Annotated in this window: 17 protein-coding genes and 1 pseudogene; 6 read left to right on the forward strand and 12 right to left on the reverse strand. The window is 56.4% G+C overall.

Features of this window, described 5'->3' with window-relative positions:
• Nucleotides 1–7: 7 nt before the first annotated feature.
• The gene (locus ACLM7Z_RS01425) at nt 8–1,327 is read right to left on the reverse strand and encodes a phosphodiester glycosidase family protein (RefSeq protein ID WP_435645484.1); all 1,320 of its coding nucleotides are present in this window, start codon (nt 1,325–1,327) and stop codon (nt 8–10) included.
• 144 nt (nt 1,328–1,471) lie between these two features.
• On the opposite strand from ACLM7Z_RS01425, the gene ACLM7Z_RS01430 reads away from it, so the two are divergent.
• Entirely contained in the window at nt 1,472–2,308 is an 837-nt protein-coding gene (locus ACLM7Z_RS01430; protein ID WP_273350178.1) for a DNA glycosylase, read from the forward strand.
• A gap of 70 nt (nt 2,309–2,378) precedes the next feature.
• Here the strand turns inward: ACLM7Z_RS01430 and ACLM7Z_RS01435 are convergent, their stop codons facing one another.
• The 4 genes from ACLM7Z_RS01435 to ACLM7Z_RS01450 are packed head-to-tail and all read right to left on the reverse strand — an operon-like array spanning nt 2,379 to nt 5,126.
• A complete protein-coding gene (locus ACLM7Z_RS01435; protein WP_087022247.1) occupies nt 2,379–2,777 on the reverse strand; it encodes a secondary thiamine-phosphate synthase enzyme YjbQ in 399 nt (132 codons plus the stop codon).
• Nucleotides 2,774–3,358, reverse strand: a complete 585-nt coding sequence (locus tag ACLM7Z_RS01440; RefSeq protein ID WP_087022256.1) for an HD domain-containing protein — start codon at nt 3,356–3,358, stop codon at nt 2,774–2,776. Before ACLM7Z_RS01440 ends, ACLM7Z_RS01435 begins: the two co-directional genes overlap by 4 nt.
• Before the next feature lie 2 nt (nt 3,359–3,360).
• The gene (locus tag ACLM7Z_RS01445) at nt 3,361–4,899 is read right to left on the reverse strand and encodes an HD domain-containing protein (RefSeq protein ID WP_087022780.1); all 1,539 of its coding nucleotides are present in this window, start codon (nt 4,897–4,899) and stop codon (nt 3,361–3,363) included.
• Nucleotides 4,900–4,901: 2 nt separating this feature from the next.
• Nucleotides 4,902–5,126, reverse strand: coding sequence for a DUF896 domain-containing protein (locus ACLM7Z_RS01450; protein ID WP_087022241.1), 225 nt, complete (start codon nt 5,124–5,126; stop codon nt 4,902–4,904).
• Between the two features lie 174 nt (nt 5,127–5,300).
• On the opposite strand from ACLM7Z_RS01450, the gene ACLM7Z_RS01455 reads away from it, so the two are divergent.
• A complete protein-coding gene (locus ACLM7Z_RS01455; RefSeq protein WP_087022238.1) occupies nt 5,301–6,575 on the forward strand; it encodes an O-acetylhomoserine aminocarboxypropyltransferase/cysteine synthase family protein in 1,275 nt (424 codons plus the stop codon).
• Between the two features lie 89 nt (nt 6,576–6,664).
• Here the strand turns inward: ACLM7Z_RS01455 and ACLM7Z_RS01460 are convergent, their stop codons facing one another.
• From ACLM7Z_RS01460 to ychF, 5 genes and pseudogenes are all read right to left on the reverse strand, one after another.
• A complete protein-coding gene (locus ACLM7Z_RS01460) occupies nt 6,665–7,456 on the reverse strand; it encodes a TatD family hydrolase (protein ID WP_435645485.1) in 792 nt (263 codons plus the stop codon).
• Nucleotides 7,457–7,518: 62 nt separating this feature from the next.
• Nucleotides 7,519–9,498 (reverse strand): annotated as a pseudogene (metG, locus tag ACLM7Z_RS01465) (methionine--tRNA ligase); the annotation flags it as partial.
• A 145-nt stretch (nt 9,499–9,643) separates the two neighbouring features.
• A complete protein-coding gene (locus tag ACLM7Z_RS01470; RefSeq protein ID WP_087022228.1) occupies nt 9,644–10,441 on the reverse strand; it encodes a DUF975 family protein in 798 nt (265 codons plus the stop codon).
• Between the two features lie 31 nt (nt 10,442–10,472).
• Nucleotides 10,473–12,293 carry a VanW family protein gene (locus ACLM7Z_RS01475; RefSeq protein WP_435645486.1) on the reverse strand — a complete coding sequence of 607 codons (1,821 nt, stop codon included), beginning with the start codon at nt 12,291–12,293 and terminating at the stop codon, nt 10,473–10,475.
• A gap of 186 nt (nt 12,294–12,479) precedes the next feature.
• A complete protein-coding gene (gene ychF / locus ACLM7Z_RS01480; RefSeq protein ID WP_087022222.1) occupies nt 12,480–13,574 on the reverse strand; it encodes a redox-regulated ATPase YchF in 1,095 nt (364 codons plus the stop codon).
• Nucleotides 13,575–13,852: 278 nt separating this feature from the next.
• Here ychF and ACLM7Z_RS01485 point away from each other — a divergent pair, with 278 nt between their 5' ends.
• Nucleotides 13,853–14,767: a zinc dependent phospholipase C family protein gene (locus tag ACLM7Z_RS01485; RefSeq protein WP_087022219.1), complete on the forward strand. Its 915-nt coding sequence runs from the start codon at nt 13,853–13,855 to the stop codon at nt 14,765–14,767.
• A 53-nt stretch (nt 14,768–14,820) separates the two neighbouring features.
• Here ACLM7Z_RS01485 and ACLM7Z_RS01490 read toward each other — a convergent pair whose 3' ends face one another.
• Nucleotides 14,821–15,735 (reverse strand): hypothetical protein, encoded by a 915-nt coding sequence (locus ACLM7Z_RS01490; RefSeq protein ID WP_435645487.1) that lies wholly within the window; start codon nt 15,733–15,735, stop codon nt 14,821–14,823.
• A gap of 153 nt (nt 15,736–15,888) precedes the next feature.
• The gene (secA, locus tag ACLM7Z_RS01495; RefSeq protein WP_435645488.1) at nt 15,889–18,720 is read right to left on the reverse strand and encodes a preprotein translocase subunit SecA; all 2,832 of its coding nucleotides are present in this window, start codon (nt 18,718–18,720) and stop codon (nt 15,889–15,891) included.
• Nucleotides 18,721–18,949: 229 nt separating this feature from the next.
• Here secA and prfB point away from each other — a divergent pair, with 229 nt between their 5' ends.
• The 3 genes from prfB (at nt 18,950) to ACLM7Z_RS01510 (ending at nt 21,477) form a co-directional block, all read left to right on the forward strand.
• The gene (gene prfB, locus ACLM7Z_RS01500) at nt 18,950–20,077 is read left to right on the forward strand and encodes a peptide chain release factor 2 (RefSeq protein WP_087022213.1); all 1,128 of its coding nucleotides are present in this window, start codon (nt 18,950–18,952) and stop codon (nt 20,075–20,077) included.
• Nucleotides 20,077–20,676: a hypothetical protein gene (locus tag ACLM7Z_RS01505; protein ID WP_087022013.1), complete on the forward strand. Its 600-nt coding sequence runs from the start codon at nt 20,077–20,079 to the stop codon at nt 20,674–20,676. Before prfB ends, ACLM7Z_RS01505 begins: the two co-directional genes overlap by 1 nt.
• A 333-nt stretch (nt 20,677–21,009) precedes the next feature.
• A complete protein-coding gene (locus ACLM7Z_RS01510; protein WP_165761176.1) occupies nt 21,010–21,477 on the forward strand; it encodes a PTS sugar transporter subunit IIA in 468 nt (155 codons plus the stop codon).
• Nucleotides 21,478–21,612 lie beyond the last annotated feature (135 nt).

A 21,612-nucleotide genomic window follows, 5' to 3' on the forward strand; every position in this document is an offset into this window, starting at 1 on the left:
CCGATGTTCAATTTGCGTCAACAATCCATGCATTCGGAATGTGTCGCCCCTTGTCCGGCGTAACCGCCGAAGAACGCGTGATGTTGCGCCCGCGGTAATACATGACAGCGGACGAACCGCCGTCCAGATTGCACGCCTGATACGCGCCGTACTGATACAGAATATCGGTCAGATCGCCCAGTGTAATGCCGATGGAATATCCCGGCTGCCGCCCGTCGATCACGGTCAGCAGCATCTGACCGTCCTTCGTCTGCCCGATGACCGAGCGCGGCTGCAAGCCCCAGCCGGAAGAACCGCTGATGAGTTGTTTCCCGTTGACGATCAGTGCCGGACTGAACTGCATGGCATCACGCGTGCCGCGTGGCAACGTACTGGAAATATTCAACCGATTGCCGCTGTCCATGCCGATGACCTTCATCTTTGTATCCAGCGTGTCAATCACCGTGCGCCCGCCGGAAACAACCATGCCAAACACATCGCCGCCGTTGCCTGTACCTTCCGGGTCAGAAAAACCGCTCGCATTGATGCCGAGCACGGCATTGGTGCTGCGACAGATCTGCTTCAGATAGCTGCCCGAGCTGCCCAGCGTATCCGACACAGCAAGCCGTACCTGCCCGGGATTTTTGACAATCGCCATGCGGCCGGAATAGCCGTCGCCCTTCAGTCCGACAATCACAATGCCGTTGCGCGTATCAATGGCACACACCGGGTCGCCATATATTGTCTGAATCCCGGTCTCCTCTTCGTCATAATCCGCCTGGTCGATCATCAGATAGCCGTCTTCATCCAGCACATCGCTCTTCTTATGTGCTGCCATATATGCCCAGAACGACTTCTGGTCAATTTCCGCATATGCCTCAGAGAACTGCTCGCGGATATCATCCCAGGTATCGACCGCTTCTTCGCCCGTGTCATCGAATGAGGTGTCCGTTCCGGTGTCCCAGCTGCTGTTATACTCTTCCTGCCGGAGTTCAATCGTCATGCGTCCGCTCATAACATCGTCAATGACCGACTGCGGCAGGAACATCGTCGCCAGCCACTGGTGGTTCATCGTGCCCATTGCAGTCTCGATATAAATCGTGCGCCACTTCTCGATCAACGGGATATGTGAGAATACAAGCACGCAGTACAGCGCGGCGAGTCCCGCAAGGGTTATTGCCGTCCCGCGCAGGATGTGGCGTTTGTTCCGCGCTTTCCGCCTGCCTCGGCGCAGCTTTTTCTGTTTTTTCGGCGCAGAGATCCGCCGTTTTTTTGTTGCGGGCGTGCCTGCCGTCTTTTCTTCCAGACACACCCAGCCGGAATCATTCCGGTTTTGCTCCCCGTTCACTGGTTCACCCCTCGCATACTGTTGGTGTCTTATTATAGCACAGTTTTCCGCCATATCCTACGGCAAACTACACAAACCCATGTGTTTTTCTTGTGTCCGCGCCCAAATCTATGCTATACTTGGCACAAAACAGGAGGTTCCATCATGCAGATCACCGAACACGAAACCTACATCGAAATCCGCAGTGACAGCCGGTTTTCCGCGCGGCAGACGTTTACCTGCGGGCAGTGCTTCCGCTGGCAGGAGCAGGCAGACGGCAGTTGGCGCGGCGTGGTACGCGGCAGGGCAGCCCGTGTCTGGGATGACGGCGGCGCGCTGTGCATCACCGGCACGCGCGCGCAGTTTGACGCACTGTGGCGCGGCTATTTCGACTGCGATACGGATTATGCATCCATCTGCCAGTCATTTGCGGTAGACGAATTTACGGCAGCAGCGGCGGAATTCGGCGCAGGGATCCGCATCCTGAACCAGGAGCCATGGGAGGCGCTGTGCACATTCCTGATCTCACAGTGCAATAACATTCCGCGCATCGCGGCGATCGTCCAGCGGCTGTGCACGGGCTGGGGCCAGCCGATTTCGTTCGCGGGGCAGACGCTGCATGCGTTTCCGACTCCGGACGCGCTGGCAGACCTGTCACCGGATGACCTTGCGCCGCTGCGCGCAGGCTACCGTGCCCCATATCTGATTGCCGCCGCGCAGGCGATCGGATCCGGTGCACTTTCCTTCGACACGCTGCGCGGTCTGCCGACGGAAGATGCCCGCCGGTACATCATGCAGCTGCGCGGGGTGGGACGAAAGGTTGCAGACTGCTTCCTGCTGTTCGGCCTGCACAGGCTGGACGCATTTCCGGTGGATACCTGGATGAAAAAAGCCGCCGCATCTTACAGCGGCGACATGAAGCAATTCATCGACAGCCCGTTCGCGGGCGTGTACCAGCAGTATTTTTTCTATTATGTCCGGGAGCATCAGCTTGGGAAATAACGCTCTCCTATCCGGTGAGACAACATAAGGCAGCAGCGAGTTCGCTGCTGCCGTTTTCGTCTTAATCTGTTTATCCCTCGATGACCTTTACGTAATAATTTCTGGTGCGCGGTCCGTCGAACTCACAAAAATAGATGCCCTGCCAAATACCGAGCAGCATATTGCCGTCCTCGAACGGGATGGTCTTGGACACGCCCATCGCAGAGCATTTGAGGTGTGCCGCGGAATTGCCCTCCGCATGGCGGAACTCCGGGCGATCCGGATATGCCCTGTCCAGTCCGAGCAGCATGTCGCGCACAACATCCGGGTCGGCATTTTCGTTGATTGTGATGCCTGCCGTTGTGTGCGCGCACCAGACGACGACAACACCGCTTTTTGCGCCGCTCTCGCGGATGGTCTCACGCACGCTCTGCGTGATGTTCAAAAAGCCCTCTCGCGGGGTTTTCAGGGTAAATTTCTTCGCTTTCATGACTCTTCCTCCTCCGGATTGCGGTTCTCGCACAGATAGGTTGCCTCGAGATCGGACAGGTGCAGCTTGACCGCAAGCGGATAGTTCTCATACGCATGCGCGATGGCAAATGAACCGGATTTCGCCGCGTCGTCAAAGCCTCCCATGTGCCAGCGGATCGCAACTGCCTCTTCATTTTTCAGGCGCATAAAACGCTCAATCAGAAACACGGATTTTTCACCGTGTCCATACGGAAATTTGTCGTTGATCGTATAATACGGCACCTTTTCCCATACTCCCGCATCATTTTTTCGGTTGCGGAACGAGACCTCATAAAACCCTGCCTTGCAGATGTCGTGCAGCAGCGTGCAGATCGCAGCGCTCTCCGGGTCGTCCTCCCCTTCGACAAAGTGCTTCTTCATCATGATGCGGTAGACATTCAGGCTGTGCTCCACCAATCCGCCCTCGTAGGCGGCATGGAAACGCGTGGATGCGGGCGCGGTGAAAAAGTCCGTGCTCAGCAGCCATTCAAGCAGGCGGTCTGCGCCGCGCCGCGTGATATTTGCCTTGTACTGGTCAATAAAAATCTGTCTGTAATCCAAGCTCATATTGCCACCTCATATCCGGCCGCTGCCAGAACCTCGCGGATCTGCTCCAGCGGCAAATGCCGGCCGTATACGACAATGCGTCCGCTGTCCAGCGTGATATCCGTCCGTGTAATATCGGGAATGCCTGCCAGCAGCTGCCGAACCTGCCTGACACAGCAGCGCGCACTCATGCCGTTGACGGTCAGCTCGACATAGCTCTCCTGTGCCCGCAGTCCATCATAAACCGCATGCAGCCGTTCACGTGTGTTGCATGACGGGTCATCCAGCACGCGATTGAGCATAGCGGACAGGTAATACCCCACCGCGCGCCCGCGGGCACCCCATGCAATCAGGTCGTTCCCGTTCACCGCAAGATCGCGGCGCGTCAGGCAGCTGTCCTCTGTGAGCACCTGCTCTAACAACCGTTCTGTTTCCAGCAGTTCCGTCAGATTCTGCGGCGTCGTTCCCTGTCCGATGCCATCCGCCTTTTTGATGGCGAGCAGCGCGCGGAAGGTCTCTTCTCCGTGCACTGCCAGCTTGCGCCGCACATGGCGCGTGTTGCTTCCAAGCGGCGTGTCATGATGCCGCACCAGATACAACAGCTGCCGTTCCATCTGTACCGGCAGACGCAGGCGCTGCACCATCTGTTCCGCCAACTCGCGCGAGCGGGCGGGATGTCCGTAAAAATGCCCGACGCCGCGCTCATCGCGGCTGAATGTGTCTGGCTTGCCGACGTCATGCAGCAGCGCTGCCAGACGCAGCAGCGGGTCAGGGCGGATGCCCTCCACCGCGCGCACGGAATGCTCCCACACCGTATATTTATGATATGCATTGTGTTGGTCAAACCCGATCATCGGCTGAATTTCCGGCAAAATCTGCGCGATAATGTCAGAAAATTCCATCAGCACTGCGCCGACATGCGCGCCGCACAGCAATTGCAGCAGCTCGGCGGTGATGCGCTCGGCGGAGACCTGTGCCAGCCGTTCCCGGTTGCGGTGCAGCGCCGCAGCTGTAACCGGCTCGACGACAAACCCCCGCTGAGCCGCAAACCGCAGCGCGCGCAGGATGCGCAGCGCATCCTCTTTCAGGCGCGTGTCCGGATCGCCAACACAGCGGATACACCGACGCTGCAAATCCGCCTGTCCGCCGAACGGGTCACACAGGCCGCGCACCGGACTCCACGCCATCGCATTGATGGTAAAATCCCGCCGCGCAAGATCCCGTTCAATGTCATCCACAAACGACACACTGTCCGGACGCCTGCCGTCGGAATACGCGCCCTCCGTGCGGAAGGTCGTGATCTCGACCGGCATGCCGTCCAAAAGGACGGTCACAGTGCCATGCTTGAGCCCTGTTTCAATCACCGTCTGGTCTGCAAACAGCTGCTCCACCTGCTCCGGCCGCGCCGCCGTGCACACATCATAATCGTGCGGCTGCTTTCCCGCCAGCTGGTCGCGCACGGCGCCGCCGACCACATACGACGGATATCCCGCCGCTTCCAGCCTGTCCAGCGCCATGCGGATCGATGCAGGCAGGTCAAATTCCACCTGTTCCATCGTCAATGCCGCAGCCCGTTGTACGGCTTTTTCTGCTTCAGCTTCCGCTTGTTGCCATTTTCGTCTACAATAACGGTGTTGTCCAGCTGCGCCTTGAGATTGGCACGGTATTCTGCAATATATTCGTCCCGCAGCTGCTTCTGCTCCGCTTTTTCCTCCGGGGTCAGGCCCTCTGCCTTGGATTTTCTGGCGAGCGCATTGATGCGGCTGATTTTCTGCTGATCCATACGTGGATTCCCTCCGATTTTTGTTTCTGTTTCGGTTTTATTATATCGTTTTCCACCATCTATGGCAAGTACGGATGTGCCAACGCTTGACACAGTTTCCGACATATGTTACCGTTATAAAATAAAAACAATGTGCAAACGTTTTCAAATAACAGGAAAGGATGGTTTTTCTCCATGAGACCAGAAACCGCTTGTATCCATGCCGGCTATGAGCCGGGCAACGGCGGCGCACGCGCACTGCCGGTTTACCAGTCCACGACCTTTACGTTCGATTCCACCGAGCATGTCGGCGCGCTGTTTGATCTGACGGCAGGTGACGCCTTCTATACCCGACTGGGCAATCCGACAGTCGACGCCGTGGAAAAGAAAATTGCCGCACTTGAGGGCGGCGTCGGTGCACTGTGCACCTCGTCCGGTCAGGCCGCTTCGATGCTCTCCATTCTGAACATCGCGCAGGCCGGCGACCACATTCTCTGCTCCTCTGCCATTTACGGCGGCACGTTCAACCTGTTCGGCGTCACGCTCAAGAAGCTGGGCATTGAGGTCACCTTTATCGACGAGGACGCATCGCTTGAGGAGCTTCAGGCGCTCGTCCAGCCGAACACAAAGGCTGTTTTCGGTGAGACGATTGCAAACCCGGCACTGACTGTGCTCGACATTGAAAAGATGGCACAGCTTGCCCACAGCAATGGCATTCCGCTGATTGTGGACAATACCTTTGCAACGCCGATCCTGTGCCGTCCGTTTGACTTCGGCGCGGATATCATCGTACACTCCACCACCAAGTACATGGACGGCCATGCCGTACAGATGGGCGGCGTCATCGTTGACAGCGGCAAGTTCGACTGGGGCGCTTCCGGCAAGTTCCCGGGACTGACCGAGCCGGATGCCTCTTATCATGGCCTGCGCTACACCGAAGCGTTCGGCGAAGCCGCTTATATCACCAAGGCGCGCGTCCAGCTGATGCGCGACATGGGCACCTGCCAGACCCCGATGGGCGCATTCCTGCTCGATCTCGGCTTGCAGACGCTGCCGCTGCGCATTCGTCAGCACAGCAAGAACGCCCTGACCGTCGCGGAATATCTGGAGCAGCAGCCGGATGTTGAGTTTATCAACTATCCGGGTCTCGCATCCGACAAGTACCATGCACTCGCAGAAAAGTATCTGCCGGAGGGCACGGCAGGCGTCATCTCGTTCTCCATCAAGGGCGGACGCGACCGCGCGGCGAAGTTCATCGACAGCCTCAAGCTGGTATCGCTCGAGGTACATGTTGCGGATATCCACAGCTGCATTCTGCATCCGGCGACAGCAACGCACCGCCAGCTGACCGACGAGCAGCTGGTTGCCTGCGGCATCACGCCGGGTCTCGTCCGCCTGTCGGTCGGTCTGGAAAATGTCGAAGACATTCTGGACGACATCAAGCAGGCCTTTGCAGCCATCGCTGAATAAGCTTTCCCAATCTATAAAACTGCCATCCGAAATCCGATTCGGATGGCAGTTCTTTTTTGCACAAATATACCGGCGAACGGTTCGTCTGTTCAGTCAATCGCAAAGAACCGTTTGCCATTCTCTGTCGTGATGCGCTCCACCTCTTCAACGGTCAGACCCTGAAATTCCGCGATGCGCTCCGCGACGCGATGGACAAACAGCGAACTGTTGCGCACGCGCTTTGCCTGTAAGCGTTCCGGCTCCGGGGTCAGATACGGACTGTCCGTCTCGATCATGATACGATCCATCGGCAAATGTTCAATGATATGCCGCGCTTTTTTTGCTTTGCCGTAGGTGATGACACCGGTAAATGAAAGATACCAGCCGAGCTTTAAAATCTCCTGCGCCGTCTCCAGACTGCCGGAATAGCAGTGGTACACGCCGCGCAGGTCGTCATATTCCTTCACGATGTTCAGGCAGTCCTCATGTGCGTCGCGGTCATGGATGATGACCGGAAGCCCGACCTCCCGCGCCAGCTCCAGCTGTGCGCGCAGCAGCTGCTTCTGCTTCTCGCGCGGCGGTGTGGTCTCCGGCGAACGCTTTTCCCAATAGTAATCCAACCCGATTTCGCCGATGGCTTTGACCTTCGGATGAGCGGACAGTTCACGAATGCGGTCGATGTCCGCCTGTGTCACGCCCATGCTGTATTCCGGATGGATGCCGACAGCGGCATACATAAAGTCATGTGTCTCCGCCAGACGGATTGCTGTCTCGGATGTTTCCACCGTACAGCCGGGGTTGACAATCAGCCCGACGTTATGCGTCGGCATAGACGCAAGCAGCGCCTCGCGGTCGGTGTCAAACCAGTCGTCGTCGTAATGTGCATGTGTATCAAACAGCATAGCGTCCCTCCCTGTAGGAAAACAGCGGCTCTGGAGCAGAGCCGCTGTCTGAATTGCATGTGTTATCGAATGGTGCAGCCGGACGGGATGCCGTCGACAAAAATCACCTTGACGCCTTCCGGTGCGTCAGCTGCCAGAATCATGCCCTGGCTCTCCACGCCGCGCAGCTTGGCAGGCTTGAGGTTGGCAACCAGCACAACCGTCTTGCCGATCATATCTTCCGGCTTGTAATACTGTGCGATACCGGAGACAACCTGGCGCTTTTCTTCGCCGACCTCCAGTTGCAGGCACAGCAGCTTATCCGACTTCTTGACCGGCCCGCAGGCGACAACCTTTGCCGTCTTGAGCGAAACCTTTGCAAAATCGTCAATGCCGATGGCAACGCCTTCCGGCTTGTCCTCCGCCTTCTTTTCTGCCTTTTCCGCCTTCTTGGCGTTCTTCTGTGCTTCCTTAATCTGCTTTGCCTGACGCTTCTCGAGGAATTCCAGCTCCTTGTTCATGTCGATGCGCGGGAACAGTGCCGGGCCCTTGCAGACAGTGACGTCAGCCGGCAGCTTGCCGAAGATACCGGCAGCCTCCCAGGTATAAACATCCTCGGCAGCACCGATCTGGGCACGGATCTTCTCCGCGGAATCCGGCATAAACGGGGTCAGCAGCACGCCGCAGATTCGGATGGTCTCCAGCAGGTTGTACATGACGCGCGCCAGACGCGGGCGGTTTGCCTCATCCTTTGCGAGTACCCACGGAGCAGTCTCATCGATATACTTGTTCGCACGGGAAATGACCTTGAAAATCTCAATCAGGCCGTCCTGGAAGGCATAGGCTTCCATCTTCTCCTCATAGCGCGCGCGCAGGCCGGATGCCATTGCGACGATCTCATTGTCGAGGTCATCTGCTGCCTGCTCTGCCGGAAGCGTGCCGTCGAAATATTTCTCGACCATGGAAACGGTGCGCGATACCAGATTGCCGAGATCGTTTGCCAGATCGGAATTGATGCGGTTGATGAGCGCTTCGTTGGAGAATACGCCATCGGAACCGAACGGGAATTCACGCATCAGGAAGTAGCGCAGAGTATCCACGCCATAGCGCTCGCACAGGAATACCGGATCAACGACGTTGCCCTTCGACTTGGACATCTTGCCGCCGTCCAGCAGCAGCCAGCCGTGACCGTAAACCTTCTTCGGCAGTGGCAGGTCAAGTGCCATCAGCATTGCCGGCCACAGGATGGAGTGGAAACGGACAATTTCCTTGCCGATGAAATGGACATCTGCCGGCCAGAACTTCTCGAAATCATGATACTTGTCATTTTCATAGCCCAGTGCGGTGATATAGTTGGTCAGCGCATCAATCCAGACGTAAACGACATGCTTCGGGTCGGATGTGACCGGAACGCCCCAGCTGAACGAGGTTCGCGATACGCAGGTATCCTCCAGACCCGGCTTGATGAAGTTGTTGAGCATCTCGTTTGCGCGGGATGCCGGCTCCAGCCAGTCCGGATTCTCCTCATACAGCTTGATGATGCGGTCTGCGTACTTGCTCAGACGGAAGAAATATGCTTCTTCCTCCGCATCGACGACCTCACGGCCGCAGTCCGGACATTTGCCGTCCACCAGCTGTGCCTCCGTCCAGAACGACTCGCACGGCTTGCAGTACTTGCCCTTGTAGACCGACTTATAGATATCGCCCTGATTCTTCAGGCGTTCAAAAATCTTCTGTACCGCCTCGACATGGTAGTCATCCGTGGTGCGGATAAAGCGGTCGTTGGAGATGTTCATCAGCTTCCACAGATCCTTGATGCCGCTGACAATGTTGTCAACGAACTGCTGCGGGGTGACACCGGCTTCCTTTGCCTTGTCCTCGATCTTCTGGCCGTGCTCATCCGTGCCGGTCAGGAACATGACATCATAGCCCTGCAAGCGCTTATAGCGCGCCATGGTATCGGTTGCGACGGTGCAGTAGCAGTGACCGATGTGCAGATTATCCGATGGATAATAAATCGGGGTTGTTATATAAAACGGTTTCTTCTCCAATGGAATCTCTCCTTCGCATTCAAAATTCTTTCTTTTTCATGATATACCAAAACAGGGCGCAACATCAAGTTATTTTGAAAAATTTCCCCGTTTTGCCGAAAAAAATAACGGACACAGCAGAATATTTGCCTGCTGTGCCCGAATCGTTCCGGTTTTTTTATTCTTTATCCGCCTCCGGCGGTGCCACCCGGATCTGTACGCCCCGGATGCGGTCAAACAGATGATAGACGGACAGCATGAAATATGGATAAACATAAATCATCGGAATACCACCCAGCATCAGTGTCAGCAGGAACCAGAAACAGAAGCTGAGCAGCAGGCTGAGCACCTCGCGCTTATGCCCGCGGAAGGTTTCCGCCGCCATGCGCACTGCGCGCCAGCACCCCAGGTCTTTCCGCTCTGCCAGCAGTGTATACGCACACTGATACCGCACCACCATGCAGGCATACAGAAACACTGCAACGATGACAATTTCCCAGCTCAGAAACAGTCCGAGAGAATTGGGCAGCACCAGAGATACGGCATAAACCGCACCGTATGCCACAGCTGCCAGCGGCACCGCCCACAGCGCCGAGAACAGCGCGAGCACCAGCGTCAGCCGGATGGATTTTGCATACAGCCTGCCTGAGCCGAGGCACATGGTCACCATGCCTGCCGCCGGATGGGCACCTGCGCGCCGCAGTGCATAAAACTGTGTCAGGCCGAAATACAGCGGCTTGTCAATCAGCAGCGTGGCAAGCAGGTACGCCCCCGCATACGCCAGCAGCCGCATGTCAGACAGCTCGCGCAGCGCGCCATCCGCATCAAAGCACGCCGTTCGTAAGACCAGCGAAAGCAGTACGCCCGGAATCAAATACAGCAGTGTCGCGCCCAGAATCGGCCACAGCGATGCTGCAATGTCCTGTTTGGCGGCGAGCTTGCTGCCAAATACATTGTCCGCATGTTGTTTTCCCATATGCTTCCTCCCGGGCGCGACACCGCGCAGATTATTTCAGCAGATACGAGCTGCTGTTTTCCTTGTTTGTGGTGGATTCGCCGTTGACCGTGACGGTCTTGTACAGCGTTGCGTGCTTGTACTTGCCGCTCGCATAGGTCTTCGCATACAGCGAAACCTCCTTGTCGACCGTCTTGGTGCCGATGATGCGGACGGTCAGCGTGCCGCCGCCCACACTGATATCGAGCTTGATCGGATAATCCGTGTCGTTGACAAATTTAAAGTCCTTGCTGCCCCAGGCAACCGCCGCATCCTGAGATACCGGCGTATAGGTGACCTGGAACTGATGGTTGTAGCGCTCAGTTACCTCGAGGTCCGCGCGCAGAGTCGCCATATAGATCGTCGAGGACGGCTGGCAGACGCCGCCGCCAAGGCCTTCGACCTCCTGGCCATCCTGGAAGATAATCGCAGATCTGTACCCGCGTGCCGCAGTGCGTTCACCGACGATATCGTTGTACGAAAATTCCTCGCCCGGGTTCAGAATCGTGCCGTCGCACGCATTCGCCGCCAGACGGAGGTTGGTGGTACGTGATGCCTGCCCGCCGTTGTAATAGGTCGTTGCAGATGCCAGCGTGTCGCGGAACAGCACCGGCTCAAGATCCGCCTTCTTGATCTTCGCTTCGGTCAGCTCAACCGGAATGGTATAGGTCTGTTCCGTCGCATCGCCGATGGCGGAGGAAATTGCACTTTCTTCCACCTTGACGCCGTCTACCGCCTCGAGAACGGTCTTGCCGTCCGACTTGTCAACAGTCGCATTCTGCGGATCACAGTTGACGTCCTCGGCAATCGCCTTGGCGTCCGGCTTCTCCTGATCGACTGCATAGGTCTCAATGGTGTAGTCCTCCAGATCGACGGCCTGCACCTTGGCGGTCAGGTCGCTGACTGCCTTTTCCTTGTCAAAGCCAAGGCCCTGCTTGCCTGTGTCAACCTGAAGCTCGGCCTTTTCCTTATCGACCTGCCAGCTCGGCTGTACCGGATCATAGGTCAGGTCTGCGGCAATTTCATCCACCTTTGCGGCAATCGTACCGTCTTTTACGGTTGCATTGAGCGAAACATCCCAGCCGCTGAACATGCTGTTGAGCACTGTGCCGACGCGCTGGAAGTAATTGCCCTCACGGCCGATCAGATACGCCTGCTGTGCAGAGGTCGCGCCGTCGACTGCTTCCGCAACGTCAGACACCTTGATGGTGTATTCCTTTTCGGAATCCGTGCCGAGGTCCTTTCCGGTCAGCTTGATTTCCTTATCGAAAATGCCGTTCTGTACCTCTCCGGCTATGTACGACTGTGCCTCTTCCTGCGTCATCCCGCTGAGCTTGTAGGAATCCGCAACGCGGACACCCGGGAAAATGCCGCCGTAGCTGTACACATATGCGCTGAAACCGATCACGACAACCGCGGCCGCACCGGCAACTACCGCCGCGATGCGCTTGCCCTTCGATTTTTTGCGCTGTGTGCCTTCTTTCGATACTTCTTCCTCCGGTTCGTCTTCCGGTTCTTCCTCCGGCTCAGCAGCTTCCGGCGCCGCGCTTTCCGGTTCCTTCACCGGTTCCTCCGGAACGGCCTCGGCCGGTTCAGCCTCCGCGGCAGTTTCCGGCTCCTGTGCCGAAGACTGCTCCTCTGCCGCCGGCTCCGCACCGCCGTCGGTCACATGCACCGGCGTCGCCGCAACCCAGCTGCCATCCGGGTTTCTTTTTTTCATCTCAAATGACGCGGCATTCGCCTCGTCCTGTTCGGTCACAACCGGAAAGCCCTTGGTGGATTCCTCCACGCCATTCTGCTCCGGTGCTGCGCCGGACTGTTTATTCTCTTTCATGCAGTCTTAGCCCTCCTGCTTAGCAAATGAAATGTCGTTTCAGTATACCGGTTCCACGGCATTGCATGCAGCCGTGTAAGAATATCATAGTGCATTGCAAGGAAAAATACAATTACAAAACCGAAACAATTTGGCAATTATTTGATGTATTTTTCTACATTTTGGCAAAACACTCCAGCGGGGCTTTTAAACATTAAAGCGGAAAACAACAATATCGCCGTCTCGCATGACATAATCCTTGCCTTCCAAACGGACGAGACCCTTCTCCTTGGCGGCGACCATCGAGCCGCACGCCATCAGGTCATCATATGAAATCACTTCCGCGCGGATGAAGCCGCGCTCGAAATCGGTGTGGATCTTGCCTGCCGCCTGCGGTGCGCGTGTGCCCTTCTTGATCGTCCAGGCGCGTACCTCCTTCGGACCTGCGGTCAGGAAGCTCATCAGGCCGAGCAAGTCATAGCAGACACGGATCAGGCGGTCAAGGCCGGATTCCTCCAGACCCAGCTCGGACAGGAACAGCTCCTTCTCATCGTCCTCCAGCGTGGCAATGTCCTGCTCCATCTGCGCGCAGATCGGGAGAACCATTGAACCCTCCGCTTCTGCAATACGGCGAACCGCTTCCAGACGTCTGTTTTCCGCCTCATCGCCGGTAAAGCCGTTTTCATCGACATTTGCCGCATAAATGACCGGCTTGGACGACAGCAGGTCAACCGTGGAGATCAGCTCCTGATATTCCTCAAACTCCGGGAACGTGCGGGCAGTCTTGCCCTGCTCCAGGTGCGCGTGCAGGCGCTCGAATACCTCGATTTCCTCGTTATACTTCTTGTCACCCTTCGCCAGCTTCTTCGAGCGCTCAATGCGGCGCTCAAGCAGCTCCATGTCCGACAGAATCAGCTCAAGGTTGATGGTCTCGATATCGCGCTCCGGATCAATGCTGCCCTCGACATGGACGATGTTCTCGTTCTCAAAGCAGCGGACAACGTGCACAATCGCATCGACCTCGCGGATGTGGGACAGGAACTTGTTGCCCAGACCCTCACCCTTGGACGCGCCGCGCACCAGACCTGCGATGTCGACAAATTCGACAACGGCCGGAATGGTCTTCGGCGGATGGTACATCTCGGTCAGCTTATCCAGACGCTCGTCCGGGACGCTGACCATGCCGACGTTCGGGTCAATCGTACAAAACGGATAATTCGCCGATTCCGCACCGGCGTTCGTGATGGCATTGAACAGTGTGCTCTTGCCGACGTTCGGCAGTCCGACAATACCAAGTTTCATTGCATTCGTTCCTTTCTATTCTATGTCAGCCGGGAGACAGCCCGCCGCCTGATGGATTTTTTTACATACTTTTATAGTATACACCGGTTATTCTTCGCTGGCAAGTGTCGAAATGTGGTCAGTGTAACGGAATTGCAACGGTTTTCGACCCGCATTTTTGGAAGCTGCGATTGTGTACATTCTGTGTAAACAATCCTATAATAGAGTCAGAACCCAAACAACCATCCGGGTTTTGGGCTGATCTTATTCGCAAGCTCGATTTGGAGGTATTGTTCATCATGCCTGCACTTGTTTCCCACCACAGTTTTTCCACAGCCGCCCTTTCGCAGGCACAGCCGTATCTGGCAAACGCCGCCGCTGCCGCACCGATGGCTTTCCGCTGGGGTGCACAGGGACCGGATATCCTGTATTATTACCAACCTCTGTATGAAAATCACATCTGTCGCACCGGACATCGCATACACAGTGAGCGCACAGCGCGTGTCTTCTCCGCGCTGACCGCAGAATGCGCCCGCCAGAATACACCGGAGGCCACGGCCTATCTGCTCGGTTTCTGCTGTCATTATATCCTTGACCGTTCTGCGCATCCGTTCGTCACATATATGGCCAATTACCGGCTTGATCCACTGTTTCCATGTATGTCGCACACCGCGCTGCACAACCTGTGCGAGGCGGAGCTGGACCGTGCGCTCATCGAGCACATCCATCCCGGCGGGAGTGCGGATTTCCGCTCCTATGTCCTGCTGTCCTGCGACGCCAAATGTATCAACGCCGTCGCACCGCTGCTGTCGCATGCGGTCTGGAACGTATACGGCACGCGTGTCACGCCCAAGACGGTCAAATCGTGTATGCGCTCGATGCTGCGCATGCAGCGCATGCTGCACGACAAAAGCGGCCGGCGCACGGCCGCTGTCAGCTGGCTGGAAACACGGCTCGGCTCGCCCGGCGCGATCTCCAGTCTCATCCGTCCGACCCATCCGCTGGATGCCGACTGCCTGAACCTCAACCACCGCGCATGGATCGATGCCGCGACACCGCATATGCGCCGTTACACCGATTATTTCCAGATTTTCGATCAGGCACAGCGCTTCGCCGCCCAGCTCATGGATGTGTGCTATGACGCTGTACAGACCGGCGCACCGCTGCCGGACGAGCTGTTCCAGCTCAACTTTCTCGGACTGCCCGAACGATAACAAAAACAAACTGCCTTCCGCCGATGCATCGCACCGCTGGAAGGCAGTTTTTGTTATTTCGTCTGTTCCTGTTCTGCCGGTTCCTGTACCGCTTTGATTTCCGGCACACGGCGCAGCGCATGCACCAGATATACCAGCAGATATCCCGCCGCACAGGCATATACCGCGAGCCGCATCGTGCCGGTCACGCCGACCTGGGTGTAAAAGCCCCCCTCCGACAGCACGCACCATGCCACTGTACCGCCGATCTGTGTGCACGCCAGATACAGCACCACGCCAGCCGACGCGAAAAACCGCGCCGCCGAGCCTTTGGCCGAAAACAGGAAGCTGCCGATGCTGTAAAACGCCGTCATCACCGCGATGACCAGAAGCAGCGCATAGCTGTATTCCGAGGTAATCGGATTGCCGCTGTTTTCATGGTACAGCATAATCAGGTCGAGGCAGCACCAGAACATCGGGATGGTAAAATACAGGCCCATCTGACGGCTCACCGCTGCGCCGCGCAGCTGTGCGACAGCAGCCAGCAGCAGCGAAATGCCCGAGCACAGTGCCAGCACCCACAGCACCGCGACCGCCACGACAATCAGTGTGCTCGGATATACCACGCTGCCATTCAGGTCAACCGTCTGTTCAATCAGGTGTGCAGGCATCTGTGCGATACTGAAGCCACTGAACAGGATCATCCCGATGGCTGCTATGGCACACAGCACGCCTGCAATTTTTCCCATGCCGCTGAACAGCTGTTCAAATGCACAGCCATCCGCGTTTCCGAACCACATGCGACCGAGTACAGCAAACAGGACAATCACGCAGACCGTCAGTACAGCCAGCGCCGTCGCAGGCAGATATCCGGAAACCGGCAGCCCGGTTTCCGGCTCACAGCCGTACAGCAGGCTCCTGCCGCGCAGTATGGCTCCCGCCGCGCCCGCCAGCACAATCAATATCAGATACATCCAATTGCGTTTCATGATGGAATTCCTCCAGAACGGAAAACAGGTTCGTTTTCCCAATTTCTTCTGTCCAGTATAGCACAGATTTCCCCACCTGTGGAATATTTTTTCACAAAAGCGGGCGGCAGCACCTCTGTACTGCCGCCCTGCCTGTATCAGGACATCTGTGTTTTATGCATTGCGCCCACAGCACTTTTTGTATTTCTTCCCGCTGCCGCACGGGCACGGGTCATTGCGTCCCGGCTTTTTAACCGCTTTCTGCGGTGTCTTTTTCACGGTCTGGTCGCCCGATGTCGCGGTTTCCTCCGCAACCCTCTCGCGCTTCGGCTCCTCATGGACGCGGACGCGCGCGGTGTACATCATGCGGACGGTGTCCTCACGGATCATCGCAATCATCTCGTCGTACATCTCCGAGCCCTCGCGCTTGTACTCGACAACCGGATCACGCTGCGCATAGGCGCGCAGGCGGATGCCGTTTCTCAGCTCGGTCATCGCATCGATGTGCTCCATCCACTTCTCGTCGACATTGCGCAGCAGGACGACGCGCTCCAGCTCGCGCATGATGTTCGGCGTCAGCTCCTCTTCCTTCGCCGCATAGACCTGATGCGCGATGTCACAAATCTCATTGGTCAGGGAATCCGGCGTCAGATCGTTGATCTCCGCGTCGGTATAAGTCAGGTCATCCGGTTTCAGGAACTGACCGAAGAAATGGCGCTTGATGTTCTCCACATCCTGCGGCTCGACATAGGACTTTTCACCCAATACGCCATGGACAACTGTCGCAACGACACTGTCGACCATACCGAGGATGGATTCACTCAGGTCGCGGCCATCGAGCACATCCTGACGCTGCTTGTAAATGACCTCGCGCTGTGTGTTGAGCACATCGTCATATTGCAGGACATTTTTGCGGATGCCGAAGTTGCGCGACTCGACCTTCTTCTGTGCGCTCTCGATCGCACCGGACAGTATCTTCTGGTCAATCGGTGTCTCATCATCCATGCCCATTTTATCCAGCATGCCCATGACGCGCTCCGAACCGAACAGGCGCATCAGGTCATCCTCCATGGAAATGTAGAAATTGGACTCGCCCGGGTCACCCTGACGTCCGGCGCGGCCGCGCAGCTGGTTGTCAATGCGGCGCGATTCATGGCGTTCGGTGCCGAGAATACACAGGCCGCCCGCCGCGCGCACGCGTTCCGCGTCCGCATCGGTCTGCTTTTTAAACGTATCATAATGGCGCTGGAATTCCTCGCGCGCGTGCAGAATCTCCGGGTCTTCGGTATCTGCATGGCCGTTCGCCTCGGCGATCACCGCCTCGTCAAAGCCCGCCTTGCGCAGGGCATCGATTGCCATGAATTCCGGGTTGCCGCCCAGCACGATATCCGTGCCGCGGCCTGCCATGTTTGTCGCAATGGTGACCGCACCCAGACGGCCTGCCTGCGCGACAATCTCCGCTTCCTTCTCGTGGAACTTCGCGTTCAGCACGTTATGCGGAATGCCCTCGCGCTTGAGCATCTTGGACAGCAGTTCACTCTTGTCGATGGAAACCGTACCCACCAGAATCGGCTGACCCTTTTCGTGGCATTCCTTGATCTTGCGGATTGCCGCATGGAATTTGCCCTGTTCGGTGCGGTAGACGCAGTCCGGATTGTCAATACGTGCAATCGGGCGGTTGGTCGGGATTTCAATGACGTCCAGCTTGTAAATCTCGCGGAACTCATCCTCCTCGGTCAGCGCCGTACCGGTCATGCCGGACAGCTTGCCGTACAGGCGGAAATAATTCTGGAACGTGATGGTTGCGAGCGTCTTGCTCTCGCGCTGTACCTGCACGTGCTCCTTCGCTTCGATTGCCTGATGCAGGCCCTCATTGTAGCGGCGTCCGAACATCAGGCGGCCGGTAAATTCATCGACAATGATAATCTCATTGTCGCGGACAACATAATCGACATCGCGGTGCATGATGCCATGCGCACGGATCGCCTGATTGATATGATGTGCAAGTGTGGAGTTCTCCGGATCCGCGAGATTTTCGACATGAAAATACTGCTCCGCCTTTTTCTGTCCGACGGCGGACAGGACAGCGGTCTTCGCCTTTTCATCGACGACATAATCCGCATTCAGCTGTGCGAGAATCTCACGGTCCTCGTCGGTCATCGGCTTCGCCTTATCCGGATTTGCCTTGCGCTCCTCCTCTTCGAGACGCAGGCGTTCGCCCTCCGCCTCAAGGTCGAGCTTGTCATCGGTTTCCTTGATGCGATAGCTCTTCAGGCGGCAGACAAAGTTCTCCGCCTGCTGATACAGGTCGGTGGACTTATCGCCGCGTCCGGAAATAATGAGCGGGGTGCGTGCCTCATCGATCAGGATGGAGTCGACCTCATCGACGATGGCAAACGGATGCCCGCGCTGCACCATGTTCTGCTTGTAAATTGCCATGTTGTCGCGCAGGTAATCGAAGCCGAATTCATTGTTCGTGCCGTAGGTAATATCCGCCTGATACATCGCCTTGCGCTGATCCGGCGGGACGTCATGGATGACGAGTCCGACGGTCATGCCGAGGAAACGGTAGACCTTTCCCATCCACTCGCTGTCTCGCTTTGCCAGGTAATCGTTGACGGTGACAATATGCACGCCCTTGCCTGCGATGGCATTCAGATATGCAGGCAGAGTTGCCACCAGCGTCTTGCCTTCACCGGTCTTCATCTCAGCGATACGGCCCTGATGCAGGACAATGCCGCCGATGATCTGCACGCGGTAATGGCGCATACCGAGCACACGTCCGGCCGCTTCGCGCATGGTTGCAAATGCTTCCGGCAACAGGTCATCCAGCGTCTCACCGTTCTGGTAGCGCTGTCTGAATTCGTCCGTCTTTGCGCGCAGCTGTGCATTGGTCAGCCCGCGGTACTGTTCCTCGAGTGCATCCACCTTGTCTGCAATCGGTTTGATTCGTTTGAGCTCATGGTCACTGTGCGTGCCGAAGAGTTTTTCTAAAAAACGAGCCATTCGTAAAAGTTCCTCTCTAAAAATCCGCCGCAAAACGCCGTTTCCGGTATTTCGCTGGTCATTCACCTTGCATTATAACACAAAATCATTTGGAGAAAAATCAATTTTTTGTTAAATGGGGGCTTTTTCCGGCCATGCGCAAAAAAAACTTTACTTCTTTTGCCGGTTTTACTATAATATCTAGTTAAGAACACGAAAAATCCGCATTGTATTGATAGGGGAGTTTGTTTTGGCACTCATTGAATTTGAAGAATATAAGCAGAAGCTGACCGCACTCGAGCCCGCCATCCAGGAGCTGGGACAGGCGTATGACCTCGAGCACACCGCAGAAGAGGTGGAGGAGCTGGAAAACCGCGCGAGTGAGCCGGGCTTCTGGGATGACATGGAAAAGTCGCAGAAGATTTTGCAGCGCACCAAGGCGCTCAAGGACAAGCTCGAGGGCTATCAGAACCTGTGCACCCAGCAGGAAGACCTGCTGACACTGTGTGAGCTGGCAATCGAAGCTGAGGACGAATCCATGCTGGACGAGCTGCGCGAGGGCTATGACGCACTGGCGGACGAGCTCGATCGCCGCAAGCTGGCAACGCTGCTGCTCGGCGAATACGACGCAAACAATGCCATCCTGTCGTTCCATGCGGGCGCAGGCGGCACCGAGGCACAGGACTGGTGCGAGATGCTGTACCGCATGTACACCCGCTGGACCGAACGCCACGGCTTCACGTACAAAATCATGGACTATCTTGAAGGCGATGACGCAGGCCTGAAGTCCGCTTCTATCCTCATTGAGGGGGAAAATGCTTATGGCTTCCTCAAGAGTGAGTCCGGCGTACACCGCCTTGTTCGCATTTCGCCGTTTGACTCGTCCGGCCGCCGCCATACCTCCTTCTCCGCAGTCGAGGTCATGCCGGAAATCGATGACGACATGGAAGTCGACATCCGCCCGGAGGACATCGATATGCAGGTATTCCGTTCGTCCGGCGCAGGCGGCCAGCACATCAACAAGACGTCCTCTGCCGTCCGCCTGATCCACAAGCCGACCGGCATTGTCGTCAGCTGCCAGACCGAGCGAAGCCAGTTCCAGAACCGTGAGAACTGTATGAAAATGCTGCGCGCAAAGCTGGTCGAGATCAAGGAACGCGAGCACCTCGACAAAATTTCCGACATCAAGGGCGACCAGAAGAAGATCGAATGGGGCAGCCAGATCCGCTCCTATGTCTTCATGCCGTACACGCTGGCAAAGGACACACGCACCGGCTTTGAAAACAGCAACATCGACGCTGTCATGGACGGCGATATCGACGGATTCATCAACGCTTACCTGACCGCACAGGCCACAGGTGAGCTGGAGACCAAGTGATGAGCCGGAAAACCGCAGTCACGATTCTGCTCTGCTTTGTGTGCGCCGCCGTCATCGGCGTATGCGCCATGGCAGGCGTGAGCAAATGGAACCAGCATCAGGCAGAACTGGAGCGCCAGCAGCAGCTCGAAGCGTACAGCGCTCAATTGACGGATTCTTTTGACGCACTGTATGAAATGGAGGCCGGCCTGCTCGACCGCATGGCGAAGCAGCAGCAGGCGGGAAGCTCTGACCGCGAGGTGCTGATCGACGCCATCGAAGCCATCCGTTCGCCGATGGAGGCACTCGCCGCCGCAGACGCACCGGAGGGTCTTTCCGAAGTACAGCAACACTTTTCCAATGCTGCCGAATCGTTTGGTTCCATGGCAGACACGGTGACCGAGCTGCTCGCGGACAAAAACCAGAACAGTGAAGCCCTGCGTTCTGCCGCCGTCGGGCTGCTGCCGGATGCCGTCGATGCATTCGACCAGCTGCGTTACGGTGTGGAAGCACTGGAGGAGAGTGGCGCGCCCGTCCCGGACAGTGCGCAAAAACTCACAGAAGAGCTGAACGCCCTGTTGGACAGCGGCGTCAGCAGCATGCTCACCAGGCAGGACTGACACAGCTTTTACACAGCCGGAAGGCGGGAAAATTCCCCCTTCCGGCTTTTGCTTTGCCCGCATGGACTTATGCGGTGTTTTTCTTTAAAACTGTGCACACTGTATAAAACAAGCCGAATTATTTTGTATCTATTCAACAGATTTTCGTCCTGTTTGATAACAAACGTGTGCTTTCGTCAACCCGCACAGCACAATTTTAAAATTCATTTTTTCGTTGTGAAACTTGCCTATTGAAAAGATGGGTCATTTATGCGAAACTCTTTCTTGCGAAAAGCAAAGACGCAGCATACGTCCATAAATATACTAAAATTTCTTCACGAGGAGAAGATTGTTATGACTACCTATGAGTTTGTTTCCCCGGCTACCGGCAAGTGCGTTCCGATTGAAGCGATCTATGACAAGACCCTGAGCAGCAAGGCTTTGGGCGATGGCGTTGCCATTTTCCCGGCCTCCGGTGAGGGCACGGTTTCCGCTCCGTGCGATTGTGTTGTCAGCCGCGTTTCTGAAGCCAAGAATGCTGTCACCATTCTGGATACCGTCCGCGACATTGAAATGCTGCTGTGCGCTGAGGTTGACAGTGAGATGCACAATCCGAAGATTTCTTTCTGCGTTGAGCCGGGTCAGACCGTCAAGACCGGTGAGACCCTGTTCACCTGTGATGTCGATGATATCCGCGCACACGGCTATCAGGTCGAATTCCCGTGCATCATCACCAATGCACCGCTCTCCAGCATTCACGTAACCAGCGGCGACGTCATTCGCGGTGAATCCAATATCCTGTCCTGCGAATCTGTCGGCTGATTGACTTCCATCTGCCATTCATCCGGTAAATTTCACCCATTTACTGAATAATCTCTCTCTTTTCTGTTTACGATAAAAGCACGCCGTTTCTCCCGGCGTGCTTTTTCTAATCTATGCAAAACAAGGGGGATGTAA

Source organism: Butyricicoccus porcorum (assembly GCF_051246315.1).
In the GTDB taxonomy this organism is placed as follows: domain Bacteria; phylum Bacillota; class Clostridia; order Oscillospirales; family Butyricicoccaceae; genus Butyricicoccus_A; species Butyricicoccus_A porcorum.